Consider the following 24,306-nt stretch of genomic DNA (forward strand, 5'->3'; position numbering starts at 1 on the left):
CCGGCGTCACGCATTGCGCACATTGCTTCTGACTGTATATATTTCGCGCGGCGCTGCTTGGCCGCCGGCATGACCGATCTGCGGCGCGCCACGATGGCGCCGGCAATCGGTCGGCCGATTCCGCATTTTGGGCCCGTAAAGGCATGCGACACGCTGCTTTTACCGGCTGGCTTGGCGTTTGCGCCAAAAATCGCTATAATCGCGGAGTCGCTGGGCGTACGGATTCAATGTGCGGCTCAGGTGCGACCACCAGTAAGAAGATGGGCGTTCCGCCCATTTTTTTTTGCTGAAACGGTTAGGCATCTCGGGTAGCGCTTCCTGCGCCGGCTAAGGCGCGCGCCCGCGGGTGAATCGCGAGCGGCGGGCGCGAACACCTGAGAGGACACAGTGCAACTGACGGAACTGATAGAAACCACGGTCACCGGGCTCGGCTACGAGCTGGTGGATCTCGAGCGCACCGGGCGCGGCATGCTTTGCATCTATATCGATCAGCCTGCCGGCATCTCGCTCGAAGATTGCGAAAAGGTCACGCGTCAGCTCCAGCACGTCTTGACGGTCGAAAACATCGATTACGAACGGCTCGAAGTCTCGTCCCCGGGGCTCGACCGCCCGTTGAAGAAGCTGGCCGACTTCGAACGTTTCGCCGGCAGCGAAGTTTCCGTGACCTTGAAAAAGCCGCTGGACGGGCGCAAGACGTACCGGGGCATTCTGCACGCGCCGAATGGCGAAACGATCGGTTTGGAATTTGAGAGGAAGAAGGGCGAGGCGGCCATGCTGGATTTCACGCTGGCCGATATCGACAAAGCCCGCCTGATTCCGCAAGTTGACTTTAGGAGCCGCAAATAATGAGTCGCGAAGTGTTGATGCTGGTGGATGCGCTGGCGCGCGAGAAAAACGTCGACAAGGATGTGGTGCTGGGCGCCCTCGAGGCTGCGCTCGCGTCCGCTTCCAAGAAGCTGTTCGACGAAGGCGCCGAAATCCGCGTCCATATCGATCGCGAAAGCGGCGAGCACGAAACCTTCCGTCGCTGGCTCGTCGTGCCCGACGAGGCAGGCTTGCAGGAGCCGGATCGCGAGATCCTGCTGTTCGAGGCGCGTGAGCAGAAGGCCGACGTCGAAGTCGGCGAATATGTCGAGGAACCCGTTCCGTCGATCGAATTCGGTCGAATCGGCGCGCAGGCCGCCAAGCAGGTGATCCTGCAGAAGGTGCGCGACGCAGAGCGCGAGCAGATCCTGAACGATTACCTCGAGCGCGGCGAAAAGATCATGACGGGTACGGTGAAGCGCCTGGATAAGGGCAACTTCATCGTCGAATCGGGCCGTGTCGAGGCGCTGCTGCGCCGCGATCAGCTGATCCCGAAGGAAAACCTGCGCGTGGGCGACCGCGTGCGCGCGTACATCGCGAAGGTCGATCGCACCGCGCGCGGCCCGCAGATCGAGCTGTCGCGTACGGCGCCCGAGTTCCTGATGAAGCTGTTCGAGATGGAAGTGCCGGAAATCGAGCAGGGCCTGCTCGAGATCAAGGCGGCTGCCCGCGACCCGGGCGTGCGCGCGAAGATCGGCGTCATCGCGTACGACAAGCGGATCGATCCGATCGGCACCTGCGTCGGCATCCGGGGCTCCCGCGTGCAGGCCGTGCGCAACGAGCTCGGTGGCGAAAACATCGACATCGTGCTATGGTCGGAGGATCCCGCCCAGTTCGTGATCGGCGCGCTCGCGCCGGCAGCTGTCCAGTCGATCGTCGTCGATGAAGAAAAGCACTCGATGGACGTCGTCGTCGACGAGAACGAGCTGGCTGTCGCGATCGGCCGCAGCGGTCAGAACGTTCGCCTTGCCGGTGAACTGACCGGCTGGCAGATCAACATCATGACGCCGGACGAATCCGCGCTGAAGCAGGGCGAAGAGCGCGACCGGCTGCGTGCGCTGTTCATGGCGCGTCTCGACGTCGACGAAGAGGTTGCCGACATCCTGATCGACGAAGGCTTCACGAGCCTCGAAGAGATCGCGTACGTGCCGCTCAACGAAATGCTCGAAATCGAGGCGTTCGACGAGGACACCGTGCACGAACTGCGCAACCGCGCACGCGACGCGCTGCTGACGATGGCCATCGCGAACGAGGAAAAAGTCGAGAACGCGGCGCTGGATCTCAAGAGTCTCGACGGCATTACGCCGGAGTTGCTCGCGAAGCTGGCCGAACACGGTGTGCAGACGCGAGACGATCTCGCCGAGCTTGCAGTGGATGAACTGGTCGACCTGACCGGAGTGGAAGAGGATGCCGCTAAGGCGTTGATCATGAAAGCACGTGAACATTGGTTCCAGTGAGAAATGACCATGGCGCACTGATTTGATGGCGGCCGTATGGCCTGACCCGATGCTAACCGCAAGGAATCGGTCCTTGCACTAAGAGGAATGAATGGCGAGTAACAACGTAGCCCAATTTGCCGCGGAACTGAAAATGCCTGCTGGTGTGCTGCTCGAACAGCTGCAGGCAGCGGGCGTCCAGAAAGCGAGTGAAGACGATGCGCTGTCCGAAGCGGACAAGGCGCGTCTGCTCGATCATTTGCGCAAGTCGCACGGCGCAACCGACGGCGACAAGCGCAAGATCACGCTGACCCGCAAGCATACGTCGGAGATCAAGCAATCTGACGCGACGGGCAAGGCTCGCACCATTCAGGTCGAGGTCCGCAAGAAGCGCACGTTCGTCAAGCGCGACGACGTAAGCGAGGGTGCGGAACAGGGTCAGGCGCAGGTCGCCGAAGCGGACGACGATGCGGAACTGAAGCGTCGCGAGGAAGAGGCGCGCCGCGAGGCCGAGCTGCTCGAGCAGCAGGCGCAGGAACTGCGCGCGCGTCAGGAACGCCTCGAGCGCGAGGAAGCGGAACGTCGCGCCCGCGAGGAAGCGGCCGAAGCCGAGCGCCGTCGCGCCGAGGAAGAAGCGGCGGCGAAGCGTGCCGCGGCTGAAGCTGCGGCGGCACAGCAGCAGGCAGCCGCGCAGCAGGCTGCTGCGGCCGAACAGAAAGCGGAGACTGCGCAATCCGCGCAGTCCGCCCAGGACGAAGCACGCGCAGCCGCCGAACGTGCGGCGCAGCGCGAAGCGGCGAAGAAGGCTGAAGACGCTGCCCGCGAGGCGGCGGACAAGGCGCGGGCCGAGCAGGAAGAGATCAGCAAGCGTCGTGCGGCGGCAGAAGCCGAAGCGCGTGCGATTCGCGAAATGATGAACACGCCGCGCAAGGCCGTGGTCAAGGCAGTCGAGCCGCCGAAGCCGGTCGAGCCGCCGAAGCCCGCCGAAGCGAAGGGCACGCTGCACAAGCCGGCAAAGCCGGAAGGCGCGCAGGCGCGTCCGGCCGTGAAGAAGCCGGCCGGCGCTGCACCGGCAACGACGCAGGCGCCGGCAGGCGCGGGCGACCGCAACAAGAAGCCGGGCGCAGGCAAGGGCGGCTGGCAGGACGACGCGGCGAAGCGTCGCGGCATCAAGACGCGCGGCGATTCGAGCGGCGGCGTCGACCGCGGCTGGCGCGGCGGCCCGAAGGGTCGCGGCCGTCACCAGGACAGCGCATCGTCGTTCCAGGCGCCGACCGAACCGATCGTGCGTGAAGTGCACGTGCCGGAAACCATTTCGGTTGCGGATCTCGCGCACAAGATGTCGATCAAGGCCTCGGAAGTCATCAAGGTGATGATGAAGATGGGCCAGATGGTCACGATCAACCAGGTGCTGGACCAGGAAACGGCGATGATCGTCGTCGAGGAACTGGGCCATCGTGCGGTTGCCGCGAAGCTGGACGATCCGGAAGCGCTGCTCGTCGAAGGCGAGACCGGTACCGATGCGGAGCAACTGCCGCGTCCGCCGGTCGTCACGGTGATGGGTCACGTCGACCACGGCAAGACCTCACTGCTCGACTATATCCGTCGCGCGAAGGTGGCGGCCGGTGAAGCGGGCGGTATTACGCAGCACATCGGCGCGTATCACGTCGAAACGCCGCGCGGCGTCATCACGTTCCTCGATACGCCGGGTCACGAAGCGTTCACGGCAATGCGTGCACGCGGCGCGAAGGCGACCGACATCGTGGTGCTGGTGGTGGCGGCCGACGACGGCGTGATGCCGCAGACGAAGGAAGCAATCGCCCACGCGAAGGCGGGTGGCGTGCCGATCGTCGTGGCGATCAACAAGATCGACAAGCCGGACGCGAATCCCGACCGCGTCAAGCAGGAACTGGTTGCGGAAGGCGTCGTGCCGGAAGAATACGGTGGCGATTCGCCGTTCGTGCCGGTGTCGGCAAAGACGGGCGCGGGCATCGACGATCTGCTCGAGAACGTGCTGCTGCAGGCCGAAGTGCTGGAATTGAAGGCACCGGTCGAGGCGCCGGCGAAGGGCATCGTGATCGAAGCGAAGCTCGACAAGGGCAAGGGCCCGGTCGCGACGATCCTCGTGCAGTCCGGTACGCTGAACCGCGGCGATATCGTGCTCGCGGGCTCGGCCTACGGCCGCGTGCGCGCGATGCTCGACGAGAACGGCAAGCCGACGAAGGAAGCTGGCCCGTCGATCCCGGTCGAAATCCAGGGTCTGTCGGAAGTGCCGGGCGCGGGCGAGGAAGTGATCGTACTGCCGGACGAGCGCAAGGCGCGTGAAATCGCGCTGTTCCGTCAGGGCAAGTTCCGCGACGTGAAGCTCGCGAAGCAGCAGGCCGCGAAGCTGGAAAGCATGCTCGAGCAGATGGGCGAAGGCGAAGTGCAGAACCTGCCGCTTATCGTCAAGGCCGACGTGCAGGGTTCGCAGGAAGCACTCGTGCAGTCGCTGCTCAAGCTGTCGACCGACGAAGTGCGCGTGCAAATCGTGCACGGTGCGGTGGGTGGCATCAGCGAAAACGACGTCAACCTTGCAACGGCATCGAAGGCAGTCATCATCGGCTTCAACACGCGTGCGGATGCGCAGGCGCGCAAGCTCGCGGAAGCCAATGGCGTCGATATCCGCTACTACAACATCATCTATGACGCAGTGGATGAGGTGAAGGCGGCGATGTCGGGCATGCTGGCGCCGGAGAAGCGCGAAGTCATCACGGGTACGGTCGAGGTGCGCCAGGTGTTCAAGGTGCCGAAGATCGGCGCGGTCGCAGGCTGTATGGTCACGGACGGTATCGTCAAGCGCTCGTCGTCGGTTCGCGTGCTGCGCAACAACGTCGTGATCTTCACGGGCGAACTCGAGTCGCTGAAGCGCTTCAAGGACGACGTGAAGGAAGTCAAGCAAGGCTTCGAGTGCGGCATGTCGGTGAAGAACTTCAACGACATCGTGGAAGGCGACCAGTTCGAAGTCTTCGAAGTGACCGAAGTCGCGCGTACGCTGTAATCGTCGCGTATCGGCTCATGGGCGGGGCAGGCTTGGGCTTGTCCCGCCCATTTTTCATGGCGGCCCGCCAAAAGGCGGCCGCATTATCCTGATAAACGAATCAGGGATCGATCATGTCCAGGAAACGTACTTCCCCCAATCGCAACGTTCAGATCGCCGATCAGATTCAGCGCGATCTGTCCGAACTCATCATGCGCGAGGTTAAAGACCCGCGCATCGGTATTGTCACGATCCAGAGCGTGGAACTCACGCCGGACTACGCGCACGCGAAGATCTACTTCACCGCGTTGACCGGCGATCCGGCCAAGACGCAGGAAGCGCTGAACCATGCGTCGGGTCACTTGCACAACCTGCTGTTCAAGCGCCTGCACATTCATACCGTGCCGACGCTGCATTTCCACTACGACCAGACGATCGAGAAGGCCGTCGAAATGTCCCGCCTGATCAAGGAAGCGAACTCGACGCGCGCGAAGGACGACGACGAGGCCGACGCGGCCGCCAAGGACGACTGAGCTCGACCGGCCTATGACGACTGCAGCATCCCAACGTCCGCGCGTGCCCCGGCGCGTGCTGGACGGCGTCCTCCTGCTCGACAAGCCGGTCGGCCTGTCGAGCAACGATGCGCTGATCCGCGCAAAGCGCCTGCTTCTTGCGAAGAAGGCCGGCCACACCGGCACGCTCGATCCGCTGGCTTCCGGCCTGCTGCCGCTGTGCTTCGGCGAGGCGACGAAGTTCTCGCAGGATCTGCTCGATGCAGACAAGACCTACGAAGCGACGATGCGTCTCGGTCAGCGAACGGCCACCGGCGACGCGGAAGGCGAAGTGATCGACACGCGGCCCGTCGAGTGCGACGGCGCGGCGGTGGAAGCCGCGCTCGCGCGTTTCACCGGCCCGATCGTGCAGGTGCCGCCGATGTATTCGGCGCTCAAGCGCGACGGCAAGCCGCTGTACGAATATGCGCGCGCGGGCCAGACCGTCGAGCGCGAAGGCCGCAACGTGACGATCCATGCGCTCGGCCTGCTCGCGTGCGACCTGCCCGACGTGACGTTTCGCGTGACCTGCAGCAAGGGCACCTACGTGCGCACGCTGGCGGAGGATATCGGCGAGGCGCTGGGTTGCGGCGCGCACCTGACGATGCTGCGCCGGACCGGAGTCGGCGCGTTGACGCTCGAGCATGCGGTGACGCTCGACGCGTTGTCCGATGCCGACGAAGCGTCGCGCGATGCGTGGCTCCAGCCGGTCGACGCGTTGCTGTCGACGTTTCCGCTGGTGCGTCTCGATGAAACCAGCGCGAAGCGATTCCTGCATGGGCAGCGTCTGCCGTTGTCGGCGCTCGATGCGATCGACGCGGCCGACGGCGAGCGCGTGCGTGTCTACGACGCGACGCGGTTGCTCGGCGTGGCGCGCAAGGCGAACGGAGTGCTGGCGCCGGAGCGGCTCGTCGTCACGGCCGCCTGACGCAACGGCGGGATGTACGCCCGCTGGAATGGAAAAAGCCCGGTCGATGTCGACCGGGCTTTTTGTTTGCGCGCAGGCTGCGCGGGTTCAGTGTGCCGCCGAGGCCGCCGCACCTGCATCGCCGCCGCCGGTGCGTTCGGGCTTCGTGATCCAGATCAGCCCGATCAGCAGCACGAAGATTGCCGCGGAGATGTAGAAGAGGTCGTTCACGCCGAGCTGCGCGGCCTGCTGCGTGGCCATGTTGTTGATCAGCCCGTGCGCCTGGTCCTGCGTCAGTCCGAGGTTGCCCATCTGGTTGACGGCCTGGTTGAAGGTCGGGTTGTAGACGTTCGTCTGTTCGACCAGCTGCGCGTGGTGAAAATTGTTGCGATGATCCCACGCCGTCTGGAAGATCGATGTGCCGATGCCGCCACACATGATCCGCACGAAGTTCGACAGGCCCGATGCCGCCGGGATGCGATGGCCGGGGAGGCCGGACAGCGTGATCGACACCAGCGGGATGAAAAAGCCGGCCATCGCGATGCCCTGCACGAGCGTCGGCAACGTCAGCGACCATTCGTCGACACCCGTCGTGTAGCGCGAACGCATCCAGAAGCACAGTGCGAACGTCAGGAACGACGCCGTCGAGATATAGCGCGGATCGGTGCGCGGCAGGTACTTCCCGGTGAGCGGCGACAGCAGGATGGCGAACAGCCCGACAGGCGCCATCACCAGGCCGGCGTCGGTCGCGGTGTAGCCGATCTGCGTCTGCAGCCACAGCGGCAGCAACACGAGGTTGCCGAAGTACAGGCCATAGCCGATCGACAGCGCGACCGTGCCGCCGGTGAAGTTCCGCATGCGGAACAGCGACAGGTCGACGACCGGGTGCTCGGCGGTCAGCTCCCAGATGACGAAGAACGCGAACGCGATGACGGCGGTCAGCGCGAGCACGATGATGGTCGTGCTCGCGAACCAGTCGAGATCCTTGCCCTTGTCGAGCATGATCTGCAGCGAGCCGACCCAGACGACCAGCAGCGCAAGACCCACGCCGTCGATCGGCGCGCGGCGCACGGCCGATTCCCGATGGCGGTAGATCGCCCACGTCGCGGCGGCGGCTGCGATGCCGACCGGGATGTTGACGTAGAAGATCCACGGCCACGAGTAGTTGTCCGAGATCCAGCCGCCGAGGATCGGGCCGGCAACGGGGGCGATCAGCGTCGTCATCGCCCACAGCGCGAGCGCCATCGGCGCCTTGGCGCGCGGATAGCTCGAGAGCAGCAGCGCCTGCGACAACGGAATCATCGGGCCCGCGACCGCGCCTTGCAGCACGCGCGACCCAAGCAGGAACGGCAGGTTGGGCGAGAGTCCGCACATCCACGACGAGATGACGAACAGGATGATCGACGCGAGGAACAGGCGAACCTGTCCGAAGCGATCGGTCAGCCAGCCCGTCAGCGGCACGGAGATCGCGTTGGCGACCGCGAACGAGGTGATGACCCACGTGCCCTGGTCGGACGACACGCCGAGGTCGCCCGAGATGGTCGGGATCGCGACGTTCGCGATGGACGTGTCGAGCACGTTCATGAACACCGCGAGCGATACCGCGATCGTCCCGATCACGAGCTGCCCGCCCTGCAAGGGCGGGTGAGAGACAGGAGCCTGTGCCATGTCGGTTGCTTTTCCGGTGGCGGAACGGTTACATCATTTTCGCGGCGGGATTCGACTTCGCCGCGGCAGGCGTCGCTGCGTTGCCGCCTGCGTTCTCGGCAACGATGCGCGCGATTTCGGCGTCGGCTTCGTCGCCGTACTTCGCGAACACGCTGGTTTCATAGACGGTGTTCGGTGCGTTCACGAGCTGGTCGCCGCGTTCGTCCTTGATGTCGACGTCGACCTGCATCGACAGGCCGATGCGCAGCGGGTGCTTGTCGAGATCCTTCGGATCGAGTTCGATCCGCACCGGCAGGCGCTGCACGACCTTGATCCAGTTGCCGGTCGCGTTCTGCGCCGGCAGCAGCGAGAACGCCGAGCCCGTACCGGCCGAGAAGCCGACCACCTTGCCGTGATAGACGGCCGACGAGCCGTAGATGTCGGCCGTCAGCTCGACCGGCTGGCCGATGCGCATGTGCTTGAGCTGGACTTCCTTGAAGTTCGCGTCGACCCACACCGCGTTGAGCGGCACCACGGACATCAGCGGCGTACCCGGCGACACGCGCTGGCCGACCTGCACCGAGCGCTTCGCGACATAGCCCGTGACCGGAGCGGGCAGTACGTTACGCGCGTTTGCCAGGTAGGCGTCGCGAACCTTGGCGGCCGCGGCCATCACGTTCGGATGCGATGCGATCGTCGTGTTCGCGGTCAGCGCGCGGTTCGACGCGAGTTGCTGCTGCGCGGCGTCGAGCGATGCCTGAGCGGCCTTCACGGCGTCGCGTGCGTGCGAGATTTCTTCCTGCGACACGGCGCCCGTCTGCGCGACGGCCATGCGGCGACGGAGGTCGTCCTCGGCCTTCGACAGGTCGGACTGGCGCAGCGCGACTTGCGCGCGGTACTGGTCGTCGTTGACGAACAGGCCGCGCACCTGGCGCACCGTCTGCGCGAGATTGGCTTCGGCTTGCTGCAGCGCGACCTGCGAGTCGGCCGGATCGAGCACGACGAGCGGATCGCCGGCCTTGACCGTCTGCGTGTCGTCGGCCTTCACCGCGATCACGGTGCCGGTGACCTGCGGCGTGATCTGCACGACGTTGCCGTTGACGTACGCATCGTCGGTTCCCTCATGGAAGCGGGCAACGAGGAAGTAGTACAGGCCGTACGCGATGGCCGCGATCACGATGACCGCGACGAGCAGCGTCATCATCCGTTTGCGCTTCCCGTTGTTTTGCGACTGGGCGCTGGCGGCGTTTTGTTGAGGGTCGCTCATGGCGATTTTCTCCGTCCGTTGTTTCGAGTGTCTGCGTAGTGGTGGCGCCGGATCAGTTGGCGGCCTGTTTTGTCGGTTTGTCGGCGTCGGGCGCGGCGAGCGGCGTGCCGGTCGCGTCGAACCCGCCGCCCAGCGCCTTGATCAACGCGAGCTGCATGTCGCGCCGGCGCATCTTCAGGTTGGTCACCGTCTGCTCCGACGCGAGGCGGTTGCTGTCCGCGGTCAGTACCTGCAGTTGCGGCGACAGGCCGGCCTTGTAGCGGATCACCGCGAGGTCGTATGCGCGCGTCGATGCATCGAGCGCGCGCTGTGCGTCGCCCATCTGGCGATCGATCGCGCGGATCGACGAGACCTGCGTCGCGACGTCGTTCAGCGCGCTGATCAGCGTCTGGTTGTAGTTCGCCACCGACAGGTCGAAGTCCGCGTAGCGGCCCTTGAGCTGGGCGCGCAGTGCGCCGGCGTCGAAGATCGGCAGGTGGATCGCCGGACCGAACTGCGCCTGGCGGCTCGTGAAGTTCAGGAATTTGCCCCAGCCGAACGCATCGAAGCCGAAGCCGGCCGCGAGGTTCACGTCCGGATAGAATTCGGCCTTTGCTTCCTTCACGTCGTGCATCGCGGCTTCGACTTGCCAGCGTGCGGCGACGATATCGGGGCGGCGCGAGACGAGGTCGGCCGGCAGGTTGCCGGGCAGCGTGACTTCGCCGCCCGGATTCAGCACGGGCGCGGCGATCTGCAGCCCGCGATCCGGACCCTTGCCGAGCAGCGCGGCGAGCTGGTAGCGCACCGTCGTGATCTGGCCGTCGAGATCCGACAGCGAGGCCTGGGTCGTCGCGATGTTGCCGCGGGCCGTCTGGCGTTCGACGTTGGTGTCGAGGCCGGCCGATACGCGACCGTCGGTGATCTTGCCGACCGTCTCGCGGTTGGCGATCTCGCGTTGCGCGATATCGCGCAGCGCATAGAGCTGCGCGAGCGAGTTGTAGGTTCGCGCAACCGACGACGCGAGCGTGATGCGCGCCTGCTGCATGTCGGCCTCGGCCGCCTTTTCCTGCGATACCGCGGTGTGCAGGCGTTCGCGGTTCTTGCCCCACAGGTCGAGTTCCCACGACGCGCTCGCGAGCGCGTTGTTCTCGCCATACCACTCGCCGCCGTACGGGGGCGGGACCAGCGCGTTCGACGAATACAGCTCGCGCGTCCATGAATAGCTGGCTTCCGCCTTCGGCAGCAGGTTCGAACGCGACGATTCGATGTACGACGACGCCTTGGCGAGGCGCGCCTGCGCCTGAGCGATCGACGGATTGCCCAGCAGGGCTTCGTCGATCAGCTTCGGCAGTTGCGGATCGCCGAACCGGCTGGCCCAGTCGAGCGCGGGCCACTGGCCGCCCTGGGCCGGCAGGCTGCGGGCGGATTCGAATTGCGACGCGGGGGCGATCTGCTTGTCGCTCTTGATGCCGATGTAGTTTGCGCAGCCAGCCAGCGCCAGCGCGGCAACCGCGGCGGCGACGGCGGCGCGGCACGACCCGGCGCGCACGGACAACGGGGAGGATTTCATCGCGCTGATCCCTGACTCGGAATGAATGATGGACACTGCAAGGATTTCCTTACATTAATCTGTCAAAAGTAATTGTTATGGCAACTATTACGCGACGCTGCTGCCGGTGGTCTCGCAATAGTTGCTGAGAATGCGGCGCAGCATGCTCTTCAGGAACCCGACTTCCTCCGGCGTAAAGCCGTCCAGCACCTGGTCGAGCACGCTGCGGAAAATGGGCGGCAGCCGTTCGGCGAGCGCACGGCCTTCGTCGGTCAGCTCGAGGCGAACCACGCGCCGATCCTCGACGCTGCGGACGCGGGACAGAAGGCCGCGCTTCTCGACCCGGTCGAGCAGGCGCGTGACCGCGCTCGCGTCGATGCCGTACTCGCGCGCGAGCTCGGCGGCCGTCGAGCACTTGCCGACCGCGATCATGAACAGCATGCTTGCCTGCGTGCCCGTGATGCCGAGCTCTTCCTGCGTGCGTTGCGTGACGAGGTTGGTCATCACCGATTTCACGCGCGACATCAGATAACCGACGCTGTCGTTCATCTGATACGTAGACAGTGGCGAGACGGGTGGTTGGGGAGAAGAGTCCGACATAAAACCCTGAGACTGCAATAGTTGACTAGGCAGCAGTATAGGCACAGTTGTTTGTCGCGGCAAATATTAATCGAACGGCAACGGGCGCGCTTCGCGTCGCAAAAGTCCCTGGTATTGGTAAGGTTTTTGGGGCTGGCGACGCCGGCGATGTCGGTCGACTGGCACGCTCGGGGGAGGGCGCGGCCCGGCCGGCGTGTTGCGTCGCGCCATGCTGGTCTGCTTTCGACACTCTGACGTGCTATAATTTGAGGCTTTCCAAGCTGCAATGCGCGCGCCCGTGAAAAACGAGCGGGCGCGTTTGCGCGTTCAAACGATTTCCAGGTTTCTATGACCCGCGCCCTTCGCAATATCGCCATCATCGCCCACGTCGACCATGGCAAGACCACGCTCGTCGACCAACTGCTTCGCCAGTCCGGCACCTTCCGCGAGAACCAGCAGATTGCGGAACGGGTGATGGACTCGAACGACATCGAAAAAGAGCGCGGGATCACGATTCTCGCGAAGAACTGCGCGGTCGAGTACGAAGGCACGCATATCAACATCGTCGACACGCCGGGGCACGCGGACTTCGGTGGCGAGGTCGAGCGCGTGCTGTCGATGGTCGACTCGGTGCTGCTGCTGGTCGACGCGGTCGAGGGCCCGATGCCGCAGACGCGCTTCGTCACGAAGAAGGCGCTCGCGCTCGGCCTGAAGCCGATCGTCGTCGTCAACAAGATCGACCGTCCGGGCGCGCGGATCGACTGGGTCATCAACCAGACCTTCGACCTGTTCGACAAGCTGGGCGCGACCGAAGAGCAGCTCGACTTCCCGATCGTCTACGCATCGGGCCTGAACGGTTACGCGTCGCTCGACCCGGCCACGCGCGAAGGCGACATGCGCCCGCTGTTCGAGGCGATCCTCGCGCACGTGCCGGTTCGTCCGGCCGACCCGGAAGCGCCGCTGCAGCTCCAGATCACGTCGCTCGACTATTCGACGTACGTCGGCCGGATCGGCGTCGGCCGCATCACGCGCGGCCGCATCAAGCCGGGCCAGCCGGTCGTGATGCGCTTCGGCCCGGAAGGCGACGTGCTGAACCGCAAGATCAACCAGGTGCTGTCGTTCAAGGGCCTCGAGCGCGTGCAGGTCGACTCGGCGGAAGCGGGCGACATCGTGCTGATCAACGGTATTGAAGATGTCGGCATCGGCGCGACGATCTGCGCGGTCGATACGCCGGAAGCGCTGCCGATGATCACCGTCGACGAGCCGACGCTGACGATGAACTTCCTCGTCAACTCGTCGCCGCTCGCCGGCCGCGAAGGCAAGTTCGTGACGAGCCGCCAGATCCGCGACCGCCTGATGAAGGAACTGAACCACAACGTCGCGCTGCGCGTGAAGGACACCGGCGACGAAACCGTGTTCGAAGTGTCGGGCCGCGGCGAACTGCACCTGACGATTCTCGTCGAGAACATGCGTCGCGAAGGTTACGAGCTGGCCGTGTCGCGTCCGCGCGTCGTGATGCAGGAAATCGACGGCGTGAAGAACGAGCCGTACGAACTGCTGACCGTCGACGTCGAGGACGAACACCAGGGCGGCGTGATGGAGGAGCTCGGTCGCCGCAAGGGCGAAATGCTCGACATGGCGTCGGACGGCCGCGGCCGCACGCGTCTGGAATACAAGATCTCGGCGCGCGGCCTGATCGGCTTCCAGAGCGAATTCCTGACGCTGACGCGCGGCACGGGCCTGATGAGCCACATCTTCGACTCGTACGCACCGGTCAAGGAAGGTTCGGTCGGCGAGCGCCGCAACGGCGTGCTGATCTCGCAGGACGACGGCGCCGCCGTGGCATACGCGCTGTGGAAGCTGCAGGATCGCGGCCGCATGTTCGTGAAGCCGGGCGACGCGCTCTACGAGGGCATGATCATCGGCATCCACAGCCGTGACAACGACCTCGTCGTGAACCCGATCAAGGGCAAGCAGCTGACCAACGTGCGTGCGTCGGGCACCGACGAAGCCGTGCGCCTCGTGCCGCCGGTCCAGATGTCGCTGGAGTACGCGGTCGAATTCATCGACGAGGACGAACTCGTTGAGGTGACGCCGCAGTCGATCCGCCTGCGCAAGCGCTTCCTGAAGGAGCACGAGCGTCGTCGCGCGAGCCGCGAAGGCGCGGTCGACTGAGCATTCGGGTCGATGGCTGCATGACGAAAAAGGCTGCCTCGGGGCAGCCTTTTTTGCGTCCGCGCGAGATGCAATCGGGCAGCCTGCAAAACACTGTTCCCGCGGGTGGCGGCAATCCGGCAAAACCCCGCCGCGCGGTGCTTTCAGGCACATTTCGCCATGAACTTCGGTACCGGTTCTGTGATATGCTGCGCGCACGCAAGTTTTAGGTCCTTCCAAGCAAGACTTGATTCGCAATCCGCTAAACGGTCAGGCCGTGTCGCGGAAGGTTGAGCAACCCGCTATTTCTCGAGAAGCTCGAAGAAAGGTGAGCGTAAAATGTCAGATGTAATGAAGCAGTTTCAGCTGAACTCCTATCTGTTCGGCGGCAATGCTTCGTACGTTGAAGAACTGTACGATGCATACCTCAACAATCCGGCGTCCGTGCCGGAGAACTGGCGAGAGTATTTCGACGCGCTGCAGAACGTACCTGCAACGGACGGTTCGAATGCCAATGACGTCGCCCACTTTCCGATCGTCGAATCGTTTGCCGAGCGTGCGAAGGCCAATGCCTTCATCCCGCGCGAAAGCAGCACCAATCTTGCTGCGGCGCGCAAGCAAGTCCACGTGCAGTCCCTCATCAGCGCCTATCGCTTCCTTGGCTCGCAATGGGCCAACCTCGATCCCCTGAAGCGTCGCGAACGTCCCGCCATCCCCGAACTCGAGCCCGCGTTCTACGACTTCTCCGAAGGCGACCTCGACCAGACGTACAGCGCAAGCAACCTGTATTTCGGTTTCGACCAGGCTTCGCTGCGCGATATCGTCAAGGGGCTGCGCGATACGTATTGCGGCACGATCGGCGCCGAGTACATGTACATCAGCGATCCGGAGCAGAAGCGCTGGTGGCAGGAGCGCCTCGAGTCGACCCGCGCGACGCCGAACTTCTCGGCGGACGAGAAGAAGCACATCCTGAACCGCCTGACGGCCGCCGAAGGCCTCGAGCGTTACCTGCACACCAAGTACGTCGGCCAGAAGCGCTTCTCGCTCGAAGGCGGCGAAAGCTTCATCGCGTCGATGGACGAAGTCGTGCAGCACGCGGGCAAGCGCGGCGTGCAGGAAATCATCATCGGCATGGCCCACCGCGGCCGTCTGAACGTGCTGGTCAACACGCTGGGCAAGATGCCGGCCGACCTGTTCGCCGAATTCGAAGGCAAGCACGTCGACGACCTGCCGGCCGGTGACGTGAAGTACCACAAGGGCTTCTCGTCGGACGTGTCGACGGAAGGCGGCCCGGTTCACCTGTCGCTCGCGTTCAACCCGTCGCACCTCGAAATCGTGAACCCGGTGGTCGAAGGTTCCGCGAAGGCGCGGATGGACCGTCGCGGCGACGAAGACGGCCTGCAAGTGCTGCCGGTGCAGATCCACGGCGACGCGGCCTTCGCGGGCCAGGGCGTCGTGATGGAAACGCTGAACCTCGCGCAGACGCGCGGTTACGGCACGCACGGCACGCTGCACATCGTCATCAACAACCAGATCGGCTTCACGACGTCCGACCCGCGCGACGCGCGCTCGACGCTGTACTGTACCGACGTCGTCAAGATGATCGAGGCGCCGGTGCTGCACGTGAACGGCGACGATCCGGAAGCCGTGATCCTCGCGACGCAGATCGCGATCGATTACCGGATGCAGTTCCACAAGGATGTCGTGATCGACATCGTCTGCTTCCGCAAGCTGGGTCACAACGAGCAGGACACGCCGGCCGTCACGCAGCCGCTGATGTACAAGAAGATCGCGCAGCACCCGGGCACCCGTGCGCTGTACGCCGAGAAGCTCGTGCAGCAGGGCGTGATCACCGCGGAAGACGCCGACAACTACGTGAAGGCGTACCGCAAGGCGATGGACGACGGTCACCACACGGTCGACCCGGTCCTGTCGAACTACAAGAGCAAGTACGCGGTCGACTGGGTGCCGTTCCTGAACCGCAAGTGGACGGACGCAGCCGACACGGCCGTGCCGCTCGCCGAACTGAAGCGCCTCGGCGAACGCATCACGACGGTGCCGGAAAACTTCAAGGTCCACCCGCTCGTCGAGCGCGTGATCAACGACCGCCGCAACATGGCGCGTGGCGACCAGCCGCTCGACTGGGGCATGGGCGAACACCTCGCGTTCGCGTCGCTCGTCGCATCGGGCTACTCGGTGCGCCTGACGGGCCAGGACTCGGGTCGCGGCACGTTCACGCACCGTCACGCGGTGCTGCACGACCAGAACCGCGAGCGCTGGAACGACGGCACCTACGTGCCGCTGCAGAACATCGCCGAAGGCCAGGCGAAGTTCACGGTGATCGACTCGGTGCTGTCGGAAGAAGCGGTGCTGGGCTTCGAATACGGCTACTCGACCGCCGAGCCGAACACGCTCGTGCTGTGGGAAGCGCAGTTCGGCGACTTCGTCAACGGCGCGCAGGTCGTGATCGACCAGTTCATCTCGTCGGGCGAAGTGAAGTGGGGCCGCGTGTCGGGTCTCACGATGCTGCTGCCGCACGGCTATGAAGGCCAGGGTCCGGAACACTCGTCCACGCGTATCGAGCGCTTCCTGCAACTGTGCGCGGATCACAACATGCAGGTCGTCCAGCCGACGACGCCGGCGCAGATCTTCCACCTGCTGCGCCGCCAGATGATCCGCCTGTTCCGCAAGCCGCTGATCGTCGCTACGCCGAAGTCGCTGCTGCGTCACAAGGAAGCCGTGTCGGATCTGTCGGAACTGGCGAAGGGTTCGTTCCAGCCGGTGCTGGGCGAAACCGACGGCGGCATCGACGCGAAGAAGGTCAAGCGCGTGCTGGCATGCTCGGGCCGCGTGTACTACGACCTCGTCGCACATCGCCGCGAAGCGAAGGCGAACGACGTCGCGATCATCCGTATCGAGCAGTTGTATCCGTTCGCGCACAAGCAGTTCGAAGCCGAAATGAAGAAGTACGAGAACGCGACTGAAGTGGTCTGGGTGCAGGACGAGCCGCAGAACCAGGGCCCCTGGTTCTACGTCGAGCACCACCTGAAGGAAGGCATGAAGGAAGGGCAGAAGCTGGCATACAGCGGCCGTCCGGCTTCGGCCTCGCCGGCGGTTGGCTACTACGCGAAGCACTACGAGCAGCAGAAGGCCCTGATCGAAGGTGCTTTCGGCCGCCTGAAGAGCGCATCGATCGCGAAATAACCGACGGACGCGAAACGGGAGGGCGCAGTGCGCTTTCCCGTCTCCTTCGGCCTGCCGGGCGCGTTGCGCGCCGTACCGGCGGAAGGAATCGCACGAACCTCGTCATACCCCAGATTAAGCATCCAGGAAAATCACATGGCTATCGTAGAAGTCAAAGTCCCCCAGCTTTCGGAGTCGGTCTCGGAAGCCACCATGCTGCAGTGGAAGAAGAAGCCGGGCGAAGCAGTCGCGCAGGACGAAATCCTGATCGAACTCGAGACCGACAAGGTCGTGCTCGAAGTGCCGGCGCCGGCAGCGGGCGTGCTCGCGCAAGTGATGCACCACGACGGTGACACGGTGGTTGCCGACCAGGTGATCGCAACGATCGATACCGAAGCGAAGGCTGGTGCGGCCGAAGCAGCGGCAGGCGCAGCCGAAGTCAAGCCGGCCGCGGCACCCGTCGCAGCCGCACCGGCAGCGCAACCGGCTGCCGCCACGGCATCGTCGGCAGCCGCATCGCCGGCCGCGTCGAAGCTGCTGGCCGAGAAGGGCCTGTCGGCAGGCGACGTCACGGGTTCGGGCCGCGACGGCCGCGTCACGAAGGGCGACGCGCTGGCCGCTGGCAGCGCACCGAAGGCCGCTCCGGCTGCCGCGCCGGCCAAGGCCGCGGCGAAGCCGTCGCTGCCGGACGTGAAGGTGCCGGCGTCGGCGACGACCTGGCTGAACGACCGTCCGGAACAGCGCGTGCCGATGTCGCGCCTGCGTGCGCGTATCGCCGAGCGTCTGCTCGAATCGCAGCAGACCAACGCGATCCTGACGACGTTCAACGAAGTCAACATGGCTCCGGTCATGGAACTGCGCAACAAGTACAAGGACAAGTTCGAGAAGGAACATGGCGTGAAGCTCGGCTTCATGTCGTTCTTCGTGAAGGCGGCCGTGCACGCGCTGAAGAAGTTCCCGCTCGTGAACGCGTCGATCGACGGCAACGACATCGTCTACCACGGCTACTTCGACATCGGTATCGCTGTCGGCTCGCCGCGCGGCCTCGTCGTGCCGATCCTGCGCAATGCCGATCAGCTGAGCCTTGCCGAGATCGAAAAGAAGATCGCCGAATTCGGCCAGAAGGCGAAGGACGGCAAGCTGTCGATCGAGGAAATGACGGGCGGTACGTTCTCGATCTCGAACGGCGGCGTGTTCGGCTCGATGCTGTCGACCCCGATCATCAACCCGCCGCAGTCGGCCATCCTCGGCGTGCACGCGACGAAGGAGCGTCCGGTCGTGGAAAACGGCCAGATCGTGATCCGTCCGATCAACTACCTCGCGCTGTCGTACGACCACCGCATCATCGACGGCCGCGAAGCCGTGCTGTCGCTCGTCGCGATGAAGGATGCGCTGGAAGATCCGGCACGCCTGCTGCTCGACCTGTAAGCCGAGTTTCACCGCATTGACCCGTTCCGCACGGGCGCGCGACACGCGCGCCCGTGCGGGCGCACAAGTAGAAAGGATTGCCATGTCCAAGGAATTTGACGTCGTCGTGATCGGCGCCGGCCCCGGCGGCTACATCGCCGCGATTCGCGCCGCGCAGCTGGGCAAGACCGTTGCCTGTATCGAGAAGTGGAAGAATCCGGCCGGCGCGCTGAAGCTCGGCGGCACCTGCCTGAACGTCGGCTGCATCCCGTCGAAGGCGCTGCTGGCCTCGTCGGAAGAATTCGAGAACGCGCAGCACCATCTCGCCGACCACGGCATCAGCGTCGACGGCGTGAAGATCGACGTCGCGACGATGCTCGGCCGCAAGGACGGCATCGTCGAGAAGATGACGAGCGGGATCGAGTTCCTGTTCAAGAAGAACAAGATCACCTGGCTGAAGGGCCATGGCAAGTTCACCGGCAAGACCGACGCCGGCGTACAGATCGAAGTGAGCGGCGAGGGTGAAGCCGAAGTCGTCACCGCGAAGAACGTGATCATCGCGACGGGCTCGAAGGCGCGTCACCTGCCGGGCATCCCGGTCGACAACAAGATCGTGTCGGACAACGAAGGCGCGCTGACGTTCGACGCGGTGCCGAAGAAGCTCGCCGTGATCGGCGCAGGCGTGATCGGCCTCGAACTCGGCTCGGTGTGGCGCCGCCTGGGCGCCGAAGTGACGGTGCTCGAAGCGCTGCCGGCATTCCTCGGCGCGGCCGACGAAGCGCTCGCGAAGGAAGCGGCCAAGCTGTTCAAGAAGCAGGGCCTCGACATCCATCTCGGCGTGAAGATCGGCGAAGTGAAGACGACCGCGGACGGCGTGTCGATCGCTTACACGGACAAGGACGGCAACGCGCAGACGCTCGACGCCGACCGCCTGATCGTGTCGGTCGGCCGCGTGCCGAACACCGACAACCTCGGCCTCGAGGCGATCGGCCTGAAGGCGAACGAACGCGGCTTCATCGACGTCGACGACCACTGCCGCACGGCCGTGCCGAACGTGTACGCGATCGGCGACGTGGTGCGTGGCCCGATGCTCGCGCACAAGGCGGAAGACGAAGGCGTGCTGGTCGCGGAAGTGATCGACGGCCAGAAGCCGCACATCGACTACAACTGCATTCCGTGGGTGATCTACACGTACCCGGAAATCGCGTGGGTCGGCAAGACGGAGCAGCAACTGAAGGCCGAAGGCCGCGAGATCAAGACGGGCAAGTTCCCGTTCTCGATCAACGGCCGTGCGCTGGGCATGAACGCACCGGACGGTTTCGTGAAGATGATCGCGGACGCGAAGACGGACGAACTGCTCGGCGTGCACGTGATTGCCGCGAACGCGTCGGACCTGATCGCGGAAGCCGTGGTGGCGATGGAATTCAAGGCGGCGTCGGAAGACATCGCCCGTATTTGCCATCCGCACCCGTCGATGTCGGAAGTGATGCGCGAAGCGGCGCTCGCCGTCGACAAGCGCTCGCTGAACAGCTGAGCACGGTATAGCGCCGGCCCGTCGGCCGGCGCAGCCGTCACATGACGAAGGCGGGCGGGGTTTCCCGCTCGCCTTCGTTTTTTCCGGTTTGCCCGATGAACGTCACCGAATACTACACGCGCGAACTGACCACGCGCGGCTATCAGTCCGATCCCGCACAGCGCGCGGCCGTCGATCGCCTGCAGCAATGTTTTGACGAGTGGGTCGAGTACAAGGCGCGCCGCTCGAACGCATTCAAGAAGCTCATCAACCATCCGGACCTCCCGCGCGGCGTCTACATGTGGGGCGGCGTCGGTCGCGGCAAGAGCTTCCTGATGGACAGCTTCTTCGCGGTCGTGCCCGTGCAGCGCAAGACGCGCCTGCATTTCCACGAATTCATGCGCGAAGTGCACCGGGAGCTCGAGGAACTGAAGGGGCAGGCCGATCCGCTCGACGAACTCGCGCGGCGCATCGCGAAGCGCTACCGGCTGATCTGCTTCGACGAGTTTCACGTATCGGACATCGCCGATGCGATGATCCTGTACCGTCTGCTCGACCGTCTGTTCAACAACGGCGTGCAGTTCGTGATGACGTCCAACTACGATCCCGACGACCTGTATCCGGACGGCCTGCATCGGGACCGCATGCTGCCGGCGATCGCGCTGATCAAGGACAAGCTCGACGTGCTCAACGTCGATGCGGGCGTCGACTACCGCCAGCGCACGCTCGCGCAGGTGAAGATGTATCACACTCCGCTCGGCGCGGACGCCGATCGCGAGTTGCGGCATGCATTCTCGAAGCTCGCCGCGGTACCCGACGAAAGCCCGATCCTGCATATCGAGAAGCGCGAACTGAAGGCGCTGCGCAAGGCGGATGGCGTCGTATGGTTCGATTTCGCGACGCTGTGCGGCGGCCCGCGTTCGCAGAACGACTACCTCGAACTGGCGAGCCGCTTCCATGCAATCGTGCTGTCCGAGGTGCCGCAGATGTCGCCGCGGATGGCGTCCGAGGCGCGGCGCTTCACGTGGCTCATCGACGTGCTGTACGACCACAAGGTCAAGCTGCTGATGTCCGCGGCGGTGCCGGCGGAGCAACTGTACGTCGAAGGCCCGATGGCCAACGAGTTCGCACGCACGGTGTCGCGCATCGTCGAGATGCAGTCGAAGGAGTATCTCGAAACACCGCGCCGCATCGTCGATACGTCGCTGACTTGAGGGTGCTTGGCGGTAATTGACCGGATTCAAACGTCAATTCCGGTCAAATTCAGGCAATCTTGGGGTATTTTCGGATTCGTCTTATATTCATTGTCGGGGTGAGCCGATATCGTTGTGTCATGGTTACTAAGGCTGGAGATGTCCATGACACCGTATCGCGATCTGAACGACCACGAGTGGCGCTGCGTTGCGCCGCTTCTGCCCGAAATGCAGCCGCGCACCGAGTTGCGTGGCCGGCCGTTGGCCAATACGCGTGCCGTCCTGAACGGCGTGCTGTGGGTGATCTACAGCGGGGCAACGTGGTCGGCCATGCCGCGCCGTTACCCGTCGTATCAGACCTGCCATCGCCGTTTCAAGGTCTGGCACGAGACGGGCGCGTTGATGAACGTCATGCGTGAGCTCTATGGCGACGCAGGCGTGAATCTCTGCAACGAATTGTCCACGCGGATGCGCAAGCATGTGCAATCGAAGGCGGCAGAAGCACGCAGCAACGTGGCTCCGGCCTTTCATCCGCCGGGTAGCCATGCGCCCGGCACGCTGAAGCACGCTGCGTGATGCGGGTCCGTTCCGGCGGCGTCCGCACCAAAAGAAAATCGGCCTGACGACATCGTCGCAGGCCGATTTTTCGTTGAGCCGCGCGTTCAGGCGCGCGCCAGAATTATTGCTGGCGTACCCAGGTCTGCGAACGGCCGAGCAGCGACACACCGATGTAGCCGCGCACGATCAGTTTCTGGCCGCCGTCTTCGAGCGTCATCTTGCACTTGTAGACCTTGCCGTTTTCCGGGTCGAGAATGTTGCCGCCGTCCCAGTGGTCGCCTTCCTTCTTCATCGCCTTGATGATCGTCATGCCCTTGATCAGTTGATCCTTGCGCTCGTCCGTGCAGGCGGTGCAGCGGCGATCGGGCGTATCGTTCGCGCCGAGGCCCTTGAGGACCTTGCCGGACAACGCGCCGTCACCGTCCTCGGCGATCTGCACGAGTGCCTTCGGCTGATGGGTGTTGTCGTCGATCGTCTGCCACATGCCGATCGGGCTGTCGGCTTGTGCGAACGTGGGTGCTGCGCAGGCGAGCAGTGCGCCGGCCATGGCCATTGCACGCAACGGGCGGGTCAGTTGAAGCATTGTCGTCCTCCTTGTTTTGCATGTCGTGTTCGATCGGCTCGCACGACCGTCTGCATGGGGCGGGCATGTTGCGAGCTTCGCCAGAATACGTGAAACCACGCGCCGCGTTTGATAGAGGGGGCTCTAATCGAAACAGCCCGCGCGACGACGCGGGCTGTTCGGTGAGCGGTCAGTTGAGCTGATACGAGAAGGCGGCGTTGACGCGCGGGCTGCGCGACGCACTTTCGACGGGCGCGTCGCCGACCGGCTTCGCGATGTTCAGGTCGAGGCTGTAGAAACGGCTGTCCGTGAACCGCACGCCGATGCCGACCGACGACATGCGGTTCGGCGACGGCGTGCCTGCGTGCAGGTATACGCGCGCCATGTCGTAGGCAATATACGGTGTGACCGATTTCATGTACGTCCAGCCCGGCGAGAACGCGCGGTTGACTTCGAGCGACATCCCCCAGCCGGAATCGCCCGACGCCTCGCCCGGCTGATAGCCGAGCGCGTAACGGGTCGAGCCGAACGAGATCTGTTCGGACGTCGGCAACGAGTCGGCGCTGTATTGCCCGGTCAGTGAAACCGACGTGCCGATCCGGAACGGCCATTCGTTGGTTTGCGTGAAGGTTGCGCCGGTACGGACGAAGGTCAGTGAAGTCGGGTCGGCATAGGTCGTCGTGGTACTGCCGTTCGTGCCGATCTGCGATTTCGATGCGCCGAGAATGTCGAACGCCTTCGCAACGTTGATGCTCAGCTTTTGCACCTGCTTCGGCTGGACGGTCGTGTAGTCAAGCTGCAGTTGCAGCACACGCACCTGCGACCGGTTGTTGAGGGTCGCACCGTTGATCTGGTTCTGGTAGTTGTCCTCGTTGTGGGCCGCGTAGCCCGACACCGTGCCGAGCAGGCTGCGCTGGTTGTTCAGCAGTATCGGATAGGATGCCGAAAGACCAAGCTTTTCGTTCTTGACCGTACGCTGGACATACGACGGCAGGCCCGGATTGTCGGTCGGCTTGCCGCGATAGGTGCTCGCATCGAGGCGCGTGATGAGGCCGCTGCTGCCGACAGGCAGTGCGCCACTGAATGCGAAGTACGTTTGCTTGTCGCGTCCCGGCGGCGCCAGCGCGGAGATGCTCAGTTGCTCGCCGAACCGCGTGAGGCCGTTCTCGGTCGCGGTGATGAGGCCCTGGACGCCCGGATGGTTGAAGTCGATGCCGGTGCTGACGTTGAACGGCTTGCGGTCGACCGCGAGTTCGAGCGTCGTCGCGCCGTCGGTGGTTTGCGGAGGCGGCACGTTCGCCTTGACCGTGAGGCCGGGGAGCAGGCCGAACGTATTCACGTAGCGCTCGAACGTTGCACGGCGCAGCGGACGATCGGCGGTGATGTTCGCGGCGATCGCGCGAATCTTCGGTTCCATCGCGCCGGGCTTGCCGGTGACCTTGACGTCCGACACATAGCCTTCGACAACCGTGATGCGTACGACGCCGTTTTCGAACGTCTGCGCGGGAACGAACGCGAACGACAGCGCATAGCCGCGATCCTGGTACAGCTTCGTCACGCCGTTGGCGGTTTCGATCAGTTCGCCGATCGTGATGTCCTTGCCGACGAGGGGGGTGAAGCGACGCGAGATTTCATCGAACGGCACCGACTTCACGCCTTCGACCTGGAACGTCGCGGGCGTCAGGTGACGCGACAGCAACTCCTGCATTTGCGGCGCTTGCGGCGCGACCTGCACGGTCACGTTCGGGCCGGTTTTCGGTGCGTTGATCTGGGGCAGGGAGTCCAGCGGGTTACCCCCGACGCGTGTCTGTGCATGTGCCGTGCCGGCTGCCGCGATCGCGAGCAGCATCATCCATCTGTCGAGTCTGGATTTCATTGTTCTTCCTCGTAGGCCTTGCTTTTCGTCTTCTTGGTAATGCCGACGCGCGACACCAGGGT

18 protein-coding genes are annotated in these 24,306 nt (G+C 64.3%); 12 read left to right on the plus strand and 6 right to left on the minus strand.

The features are described 5' to 3' along the window. Positions 1 to 387: 387 nt before the first annotated feature. The 5 genes from rimP (at position 388) to truB (ending at position 6,798) form a co-directional block, all read left to right on the plus strand. The gene (gene rimP, locus GQ57_RS28335; protein ID WP_014897219.1) at positions 388 to 846 is read left to right on the plus strand and encodes a ribosome maturation factor RimP; all 459 of its coding nucleotides are present in this window, start codon (positions 388 to 390) and stop codon (positions 844 to 846) included. Beyond that, the gene (gene nusA, locus GQ57_RS28340) at positions 846 to 2,321 is read left to right on the plus strand and encodes a transcription termination factor NusA (RefSeq protein ID WP_031402205.1); all 1,476 of its coding nucleotides are present in this window, start codon (positions 846 to 848) and stop codon (positions 2,319 to 2,321) included. Before rimP ends, nusA begins: the two co-directional genes overlap by 1 nt. Positions 2,322 to 2,412: 91 nt before the next feature. Further along, positions 2,413 to 5,340: a translation initiation factor IF-2 gene (infB, locus tag GQ57_RS28345; RefSeq protein WP_031402206.1), complete on the plus strand. Its 2,928-nt coding sequence runs from the start codon at positions 2,413 to 2,415 to the stop codon at positions 5,338 to 5,340. 113 nt (positions 5,341 to 5,453) lie between these two features. After that, the gene (rbfA, locus tag GQ57_RS28350) at positions 5,454 to 5,852 is read left to right on the plus strand and encodes a 30S ribosome-binding factor RbfA (protein WP_031402207.1); all 399 of its coding nucleotides are present in this window, start codon (positions 5,454 to 5,456) and stop codon (positions 5,850 to 5,852) included. A 13-nt stretch (positions 5,853 to 5,865) separates the two neighbouring features. Further along, positions 5,866 to 6,798, plus strand: a complete 933-nt coding sequence (gene truB, locus GQ57_RS28355; RefSeq protein WP_034199629.1) for a tRNA pseudouridine(55) synthase TruB — start codon at positions 5,866 to 5,868, stop codon at positions 6,796 to 6,798. A gap of 87 nt (positions 6,799 to 6,885) precedes the next feature. Here truB and GQ57_RS28360 read toward each other — a convergent pair whose 3' ends face one another. The 4 genes from GQ57_RS28360 to GQ57_RS28375 form a co-directional block, all read right to left on the minus strand. Next, a complete protein-coding gene (locus GQ57_RS28360) occupies positions 6,886 to 8,445 on the minus strand; it encodes a DHA2 family efflux MFS transporter permease subunit (protein ID WP_031402209.1) in 1,560 nt (519 codons plus the stop codon). A gap of 28 nt (positions 8,446 to 8,473) precedes the next feature. Beyond that, positions 8,474 to 9,691, minus strand: coding sequence for an HlyD family secretion protein (locus GQ57_RS28365; protein WP_031402210.1), 1,218 nt, complete (start codon positions 9,689 to 9,691; stop codon positions 8,474 to 8,476). 52 nt (positions 9,692 to 9,743) lie between these two features. Then, entirely contained in the window at positions 9,744 to 11,240 is a 1,497-nt protein-coding gene (locus tag GQ57_RS28370; RefSeq protein WP_034199630.1) for an efflux transporter outer membrane subunit, read from the minus strand. Positions 11,241 to 11,327: 87 nt separating this feature from the next. Next, positions 11,328 to 11,819: a MarR family winged helix-turn-helix transcriptional regulator gene (locus GQ57_RS28375; RefSeq protein ID WP_034199631.1), complete on the minus strand. Its 492-nt coding sequence runs from the start codon at positions 11,817 to 11,819 to the stop codon at positions 11,328 to 11,330. A 327-nt stretch (positions 11,820 to 12,146) separates the two neighbouring features. Between GQ57_RS28375 and typA the strand changes: the two genes are divergently transcribed. The 7 genes from typA (at position 12,147) to GQ57_RS28405 (ending at position 21,824) form a co-directional block, all read left to right on the plus strand. Further along, complete coding sequence (gene typA, locus GQ57_RS28380; protein ID WP_031402213.1) at positions 12,147 to 13,973, plus strand: translational GTPase TypA; 1,827 nt, start codon at positions 12,147 to 12,149, stop codon at positions 13,971 to 13,973. Positions 13,974 to 13,993: 20 nt separating this feature from the next. Then, positions 13,994 to 14,182, plus strand: a complete 189-nt coding sequence (locus GQ57_RS40315) for a hypothetical protein (RefSeq protein ID WP_075123060.1) — start codon at positions 13,994 to 13,996, stop codon at positions 14,180 to 14,182. Between the two features lie 109 nt (positions 14,183 to 14,291). After that, entirely contained in the window at positions 14,292 to 17,156 is a 2,865-nt protein-coding gene (locus GQ57_RS28385) for a 2-oxoglutarate dehydrogenase E1 component (protein ID WP_031402214.1), read from the plus strand. 135 nt (positions 17,157 to 17,291) lie between these two features. Continuing rightward, a complete protein-coding gene (gene odhB, locus GQ57_RS28390) occupies positions 17,292 to 18,563 on the plus strand; it encodes a 2-oxoglutarate dehydrogenase complex dihydrolipoyllysine-residue succinyltransferase (protein ID WP_031402215.1) in 1,272 nt (423 codons plus the stop codon). Positions 18,564 to 18,645: 82 nt separating this feature from the next. Further along, positions 18,646 to 20,076, plus strand: a complete 1,431-nt coding sequence (gene lpdA / locus GQ57_RS28395; RefSeq protein WP_034199632.1) for a dihydrolipoyl dehydrogenase — start codon at positions 18,646 to 18,648, stop codon at positions 20,074 to 20,076. A 95-nt stretch (positions 20,077 to 20,171) separates the two neighbouring features. After that, positions 20,172 to 21,269, plus strand: a complete 1,098-nt coding sequence (zapE, locus tag GQ57_RS28400; protein ID WP_034199633.1) for a cell division protein ZapE — start codon at positions 20,172 to 20,174, stop codon at positions 21,267 to 21,269. Positions 21,270 to 21,413: 144 nt separating this feature from the next. After that, on the plus strand, positions 21,414 to 21,824 hold the full coding sequence (locus GQ57_RS28405) for a transposase (protein ID WP_031402218.1): 411 nt from the start codon (positions 21,414 to 21,416) through the stop codon (positions 21,822 to 21,824). A 103-nt stretch (positions 21,825 to 21,927) separates the two neighbouring features. On the opposite strand, the gene GQ57_RS28410 is transcribed toward GQ57_RS28405, so the two are convergent. Both GQ57_RS28410 and GQ57_RS28415 read right to left on the minus strand, forming a co-directional pair. Continuing rightward, positions 21,928 to 22,389: a DUF2147 domain-containing protein gene (locus GQ57_RS28410; RefSeq protein WP_031402219.1), complete on the minus strand. Its 462-nt coding sequence runs from the start codon at positions 22,387 to 22,389 to the stop codon at positions 21,928 to 21,930. Positions 22,390 to 22,558: 169 nt separating this feature from the next. Then, positions 22,559 to 24,244 carry a ShlB/FhaC/HecB family hemolysin secretion/activation protein gene (locus GQ57_RS28415; RefSeq protein ID WP_034199634.1) on the minus strand — a complete coding sequence of 562 codons (1,686 nt, stop codon included), beginning with the start codon at positions 24,242 to 24,244 and terminating at the stop codon, positions 22,559 to 22,561. Positions 24,245 to 24,306 lie beyond the last annotated feature (62 nt).

The organism is Burkholderia sp. MSh2, from assembly GCF_000731655.1.
In the GTDB taxonomy this organism is placed as follows: domain Bacteria; phylum Pseudomonadota; class Gammaproteobacteria; order Burkholderiales; family Burkholderiaceae; genus Burkholderia; species Burkholderia paludis.

Coding starts and splice junctions, on each gene's coding strand:
- nusA (WP_031402205.1), top strand. CDS start 846: ATGAGTCGCGAAGTGTTGATGCTGGTGGATGCGCTGGCGCGCGAGAAA.
- infB (WP_031402206.1), top strand. CDS start 2,413: ATGGCGAGTAACAACGTAGCCCAATTTGCCGCGGAACTGAAAATGCCT.
- rbfA (WP_031402207.1), top strand. CDS start 5,454: ATGTCCAGGAAACGTACTTCCCCCAATCGCAACGTTCAGATCGCCGAT.
- truB (WP_034199629.1), top strand. CDS start 5,866: ATGACGACTGCAGCATCCCAACGTCCGCGCGTGCCCCGGCGCGTGCTG.
- GQ57_RS28360 (WP_031402209.1), bottom strand. CDS start 8,445: ATGGCACAGGCTCCTGTCTCTCACCCGCCCTTGCAGGGCGGGCAGCTC.
- GQ57_RS28365 (WP_031402210.1), bottom strand. CDS start 9,691: ATGAGCGACCCTCAACAAAACGCCGCCAGCGCCCAGTCGCAAAACAAC.
- GQ57_RS28370 (WP_034199630.1), bottom strand. CDS start 11,240: ATGAAATCCTCCCCGTTGTCCGTGCGCGCCGGGTCGTGCCGCGCCGCC.
- GQ57_RS28375 (WP_034199631.1), bottom strand. CDS start 11,819: ATGTCGGACTCTTCTCCCCAACCACCCGTCTCGCCACTGTCTACGTAT.
- typA (WP_031402213.1), top strand. CDS start 12,147: ATGACCCGCGCCCTTCGCAATATCGCCATCATCGCCCACGTCGACCAT.
- GQ57_RS40315 (WP_075123060.1), top strand. CDS start 13,994: ATGACGAAAAAGGCTGCCTCGGGGCAGCCTTTTTTGCGTCCGCGCGAG.
- GQ57_RS28385 (WP_031402214.1), top strand. CDS start 14,292: ATGTCAGATGTAATGAAGCAGTTTCAGCTGAACTCCTATCTGTTCGGC.
- odhB (WP_031402215.1), top strand. CDS start 17,292: ATGGCTATCGTAGAAGTCAAAGTCCCCCAGCTTTCGGAGTCGGTCTCG.
- lpdA (WP_034199632.1), top strand. CDS start 18,646: ATGTCCAAGGAATTTGACGTCGTCGTGATCGGCGCCGGCCCCGGCGGC.
- zapE (WP_034199633.1), top strand. CDS start 20,172: ATGAACGTCACCGAATACTACACGCGCGAACTGACCACGCGCGGCTAT.
- GQ57_RS28405 (WP_031402218.1), top strand. CDS start 21,414: ATGACACCGTATCGCGATCTGAACGACCACGAGTGGCGCTGCGTTGCG.
- GQ57_RS28410 (WP_031402219.1), bottom strand. CDS start 22,389: ATGCTTCAACTGACCCGCCCGTTGCGTGCAATGGCCATGGCCGGCGCA.
- GQ57_RS28415 (WP_034199634.1), bottom strand. CDS start 24,244: ATGAAATCCAGACTCGACAGATGGATGATGCTGCTCGCGATCGCGGCA.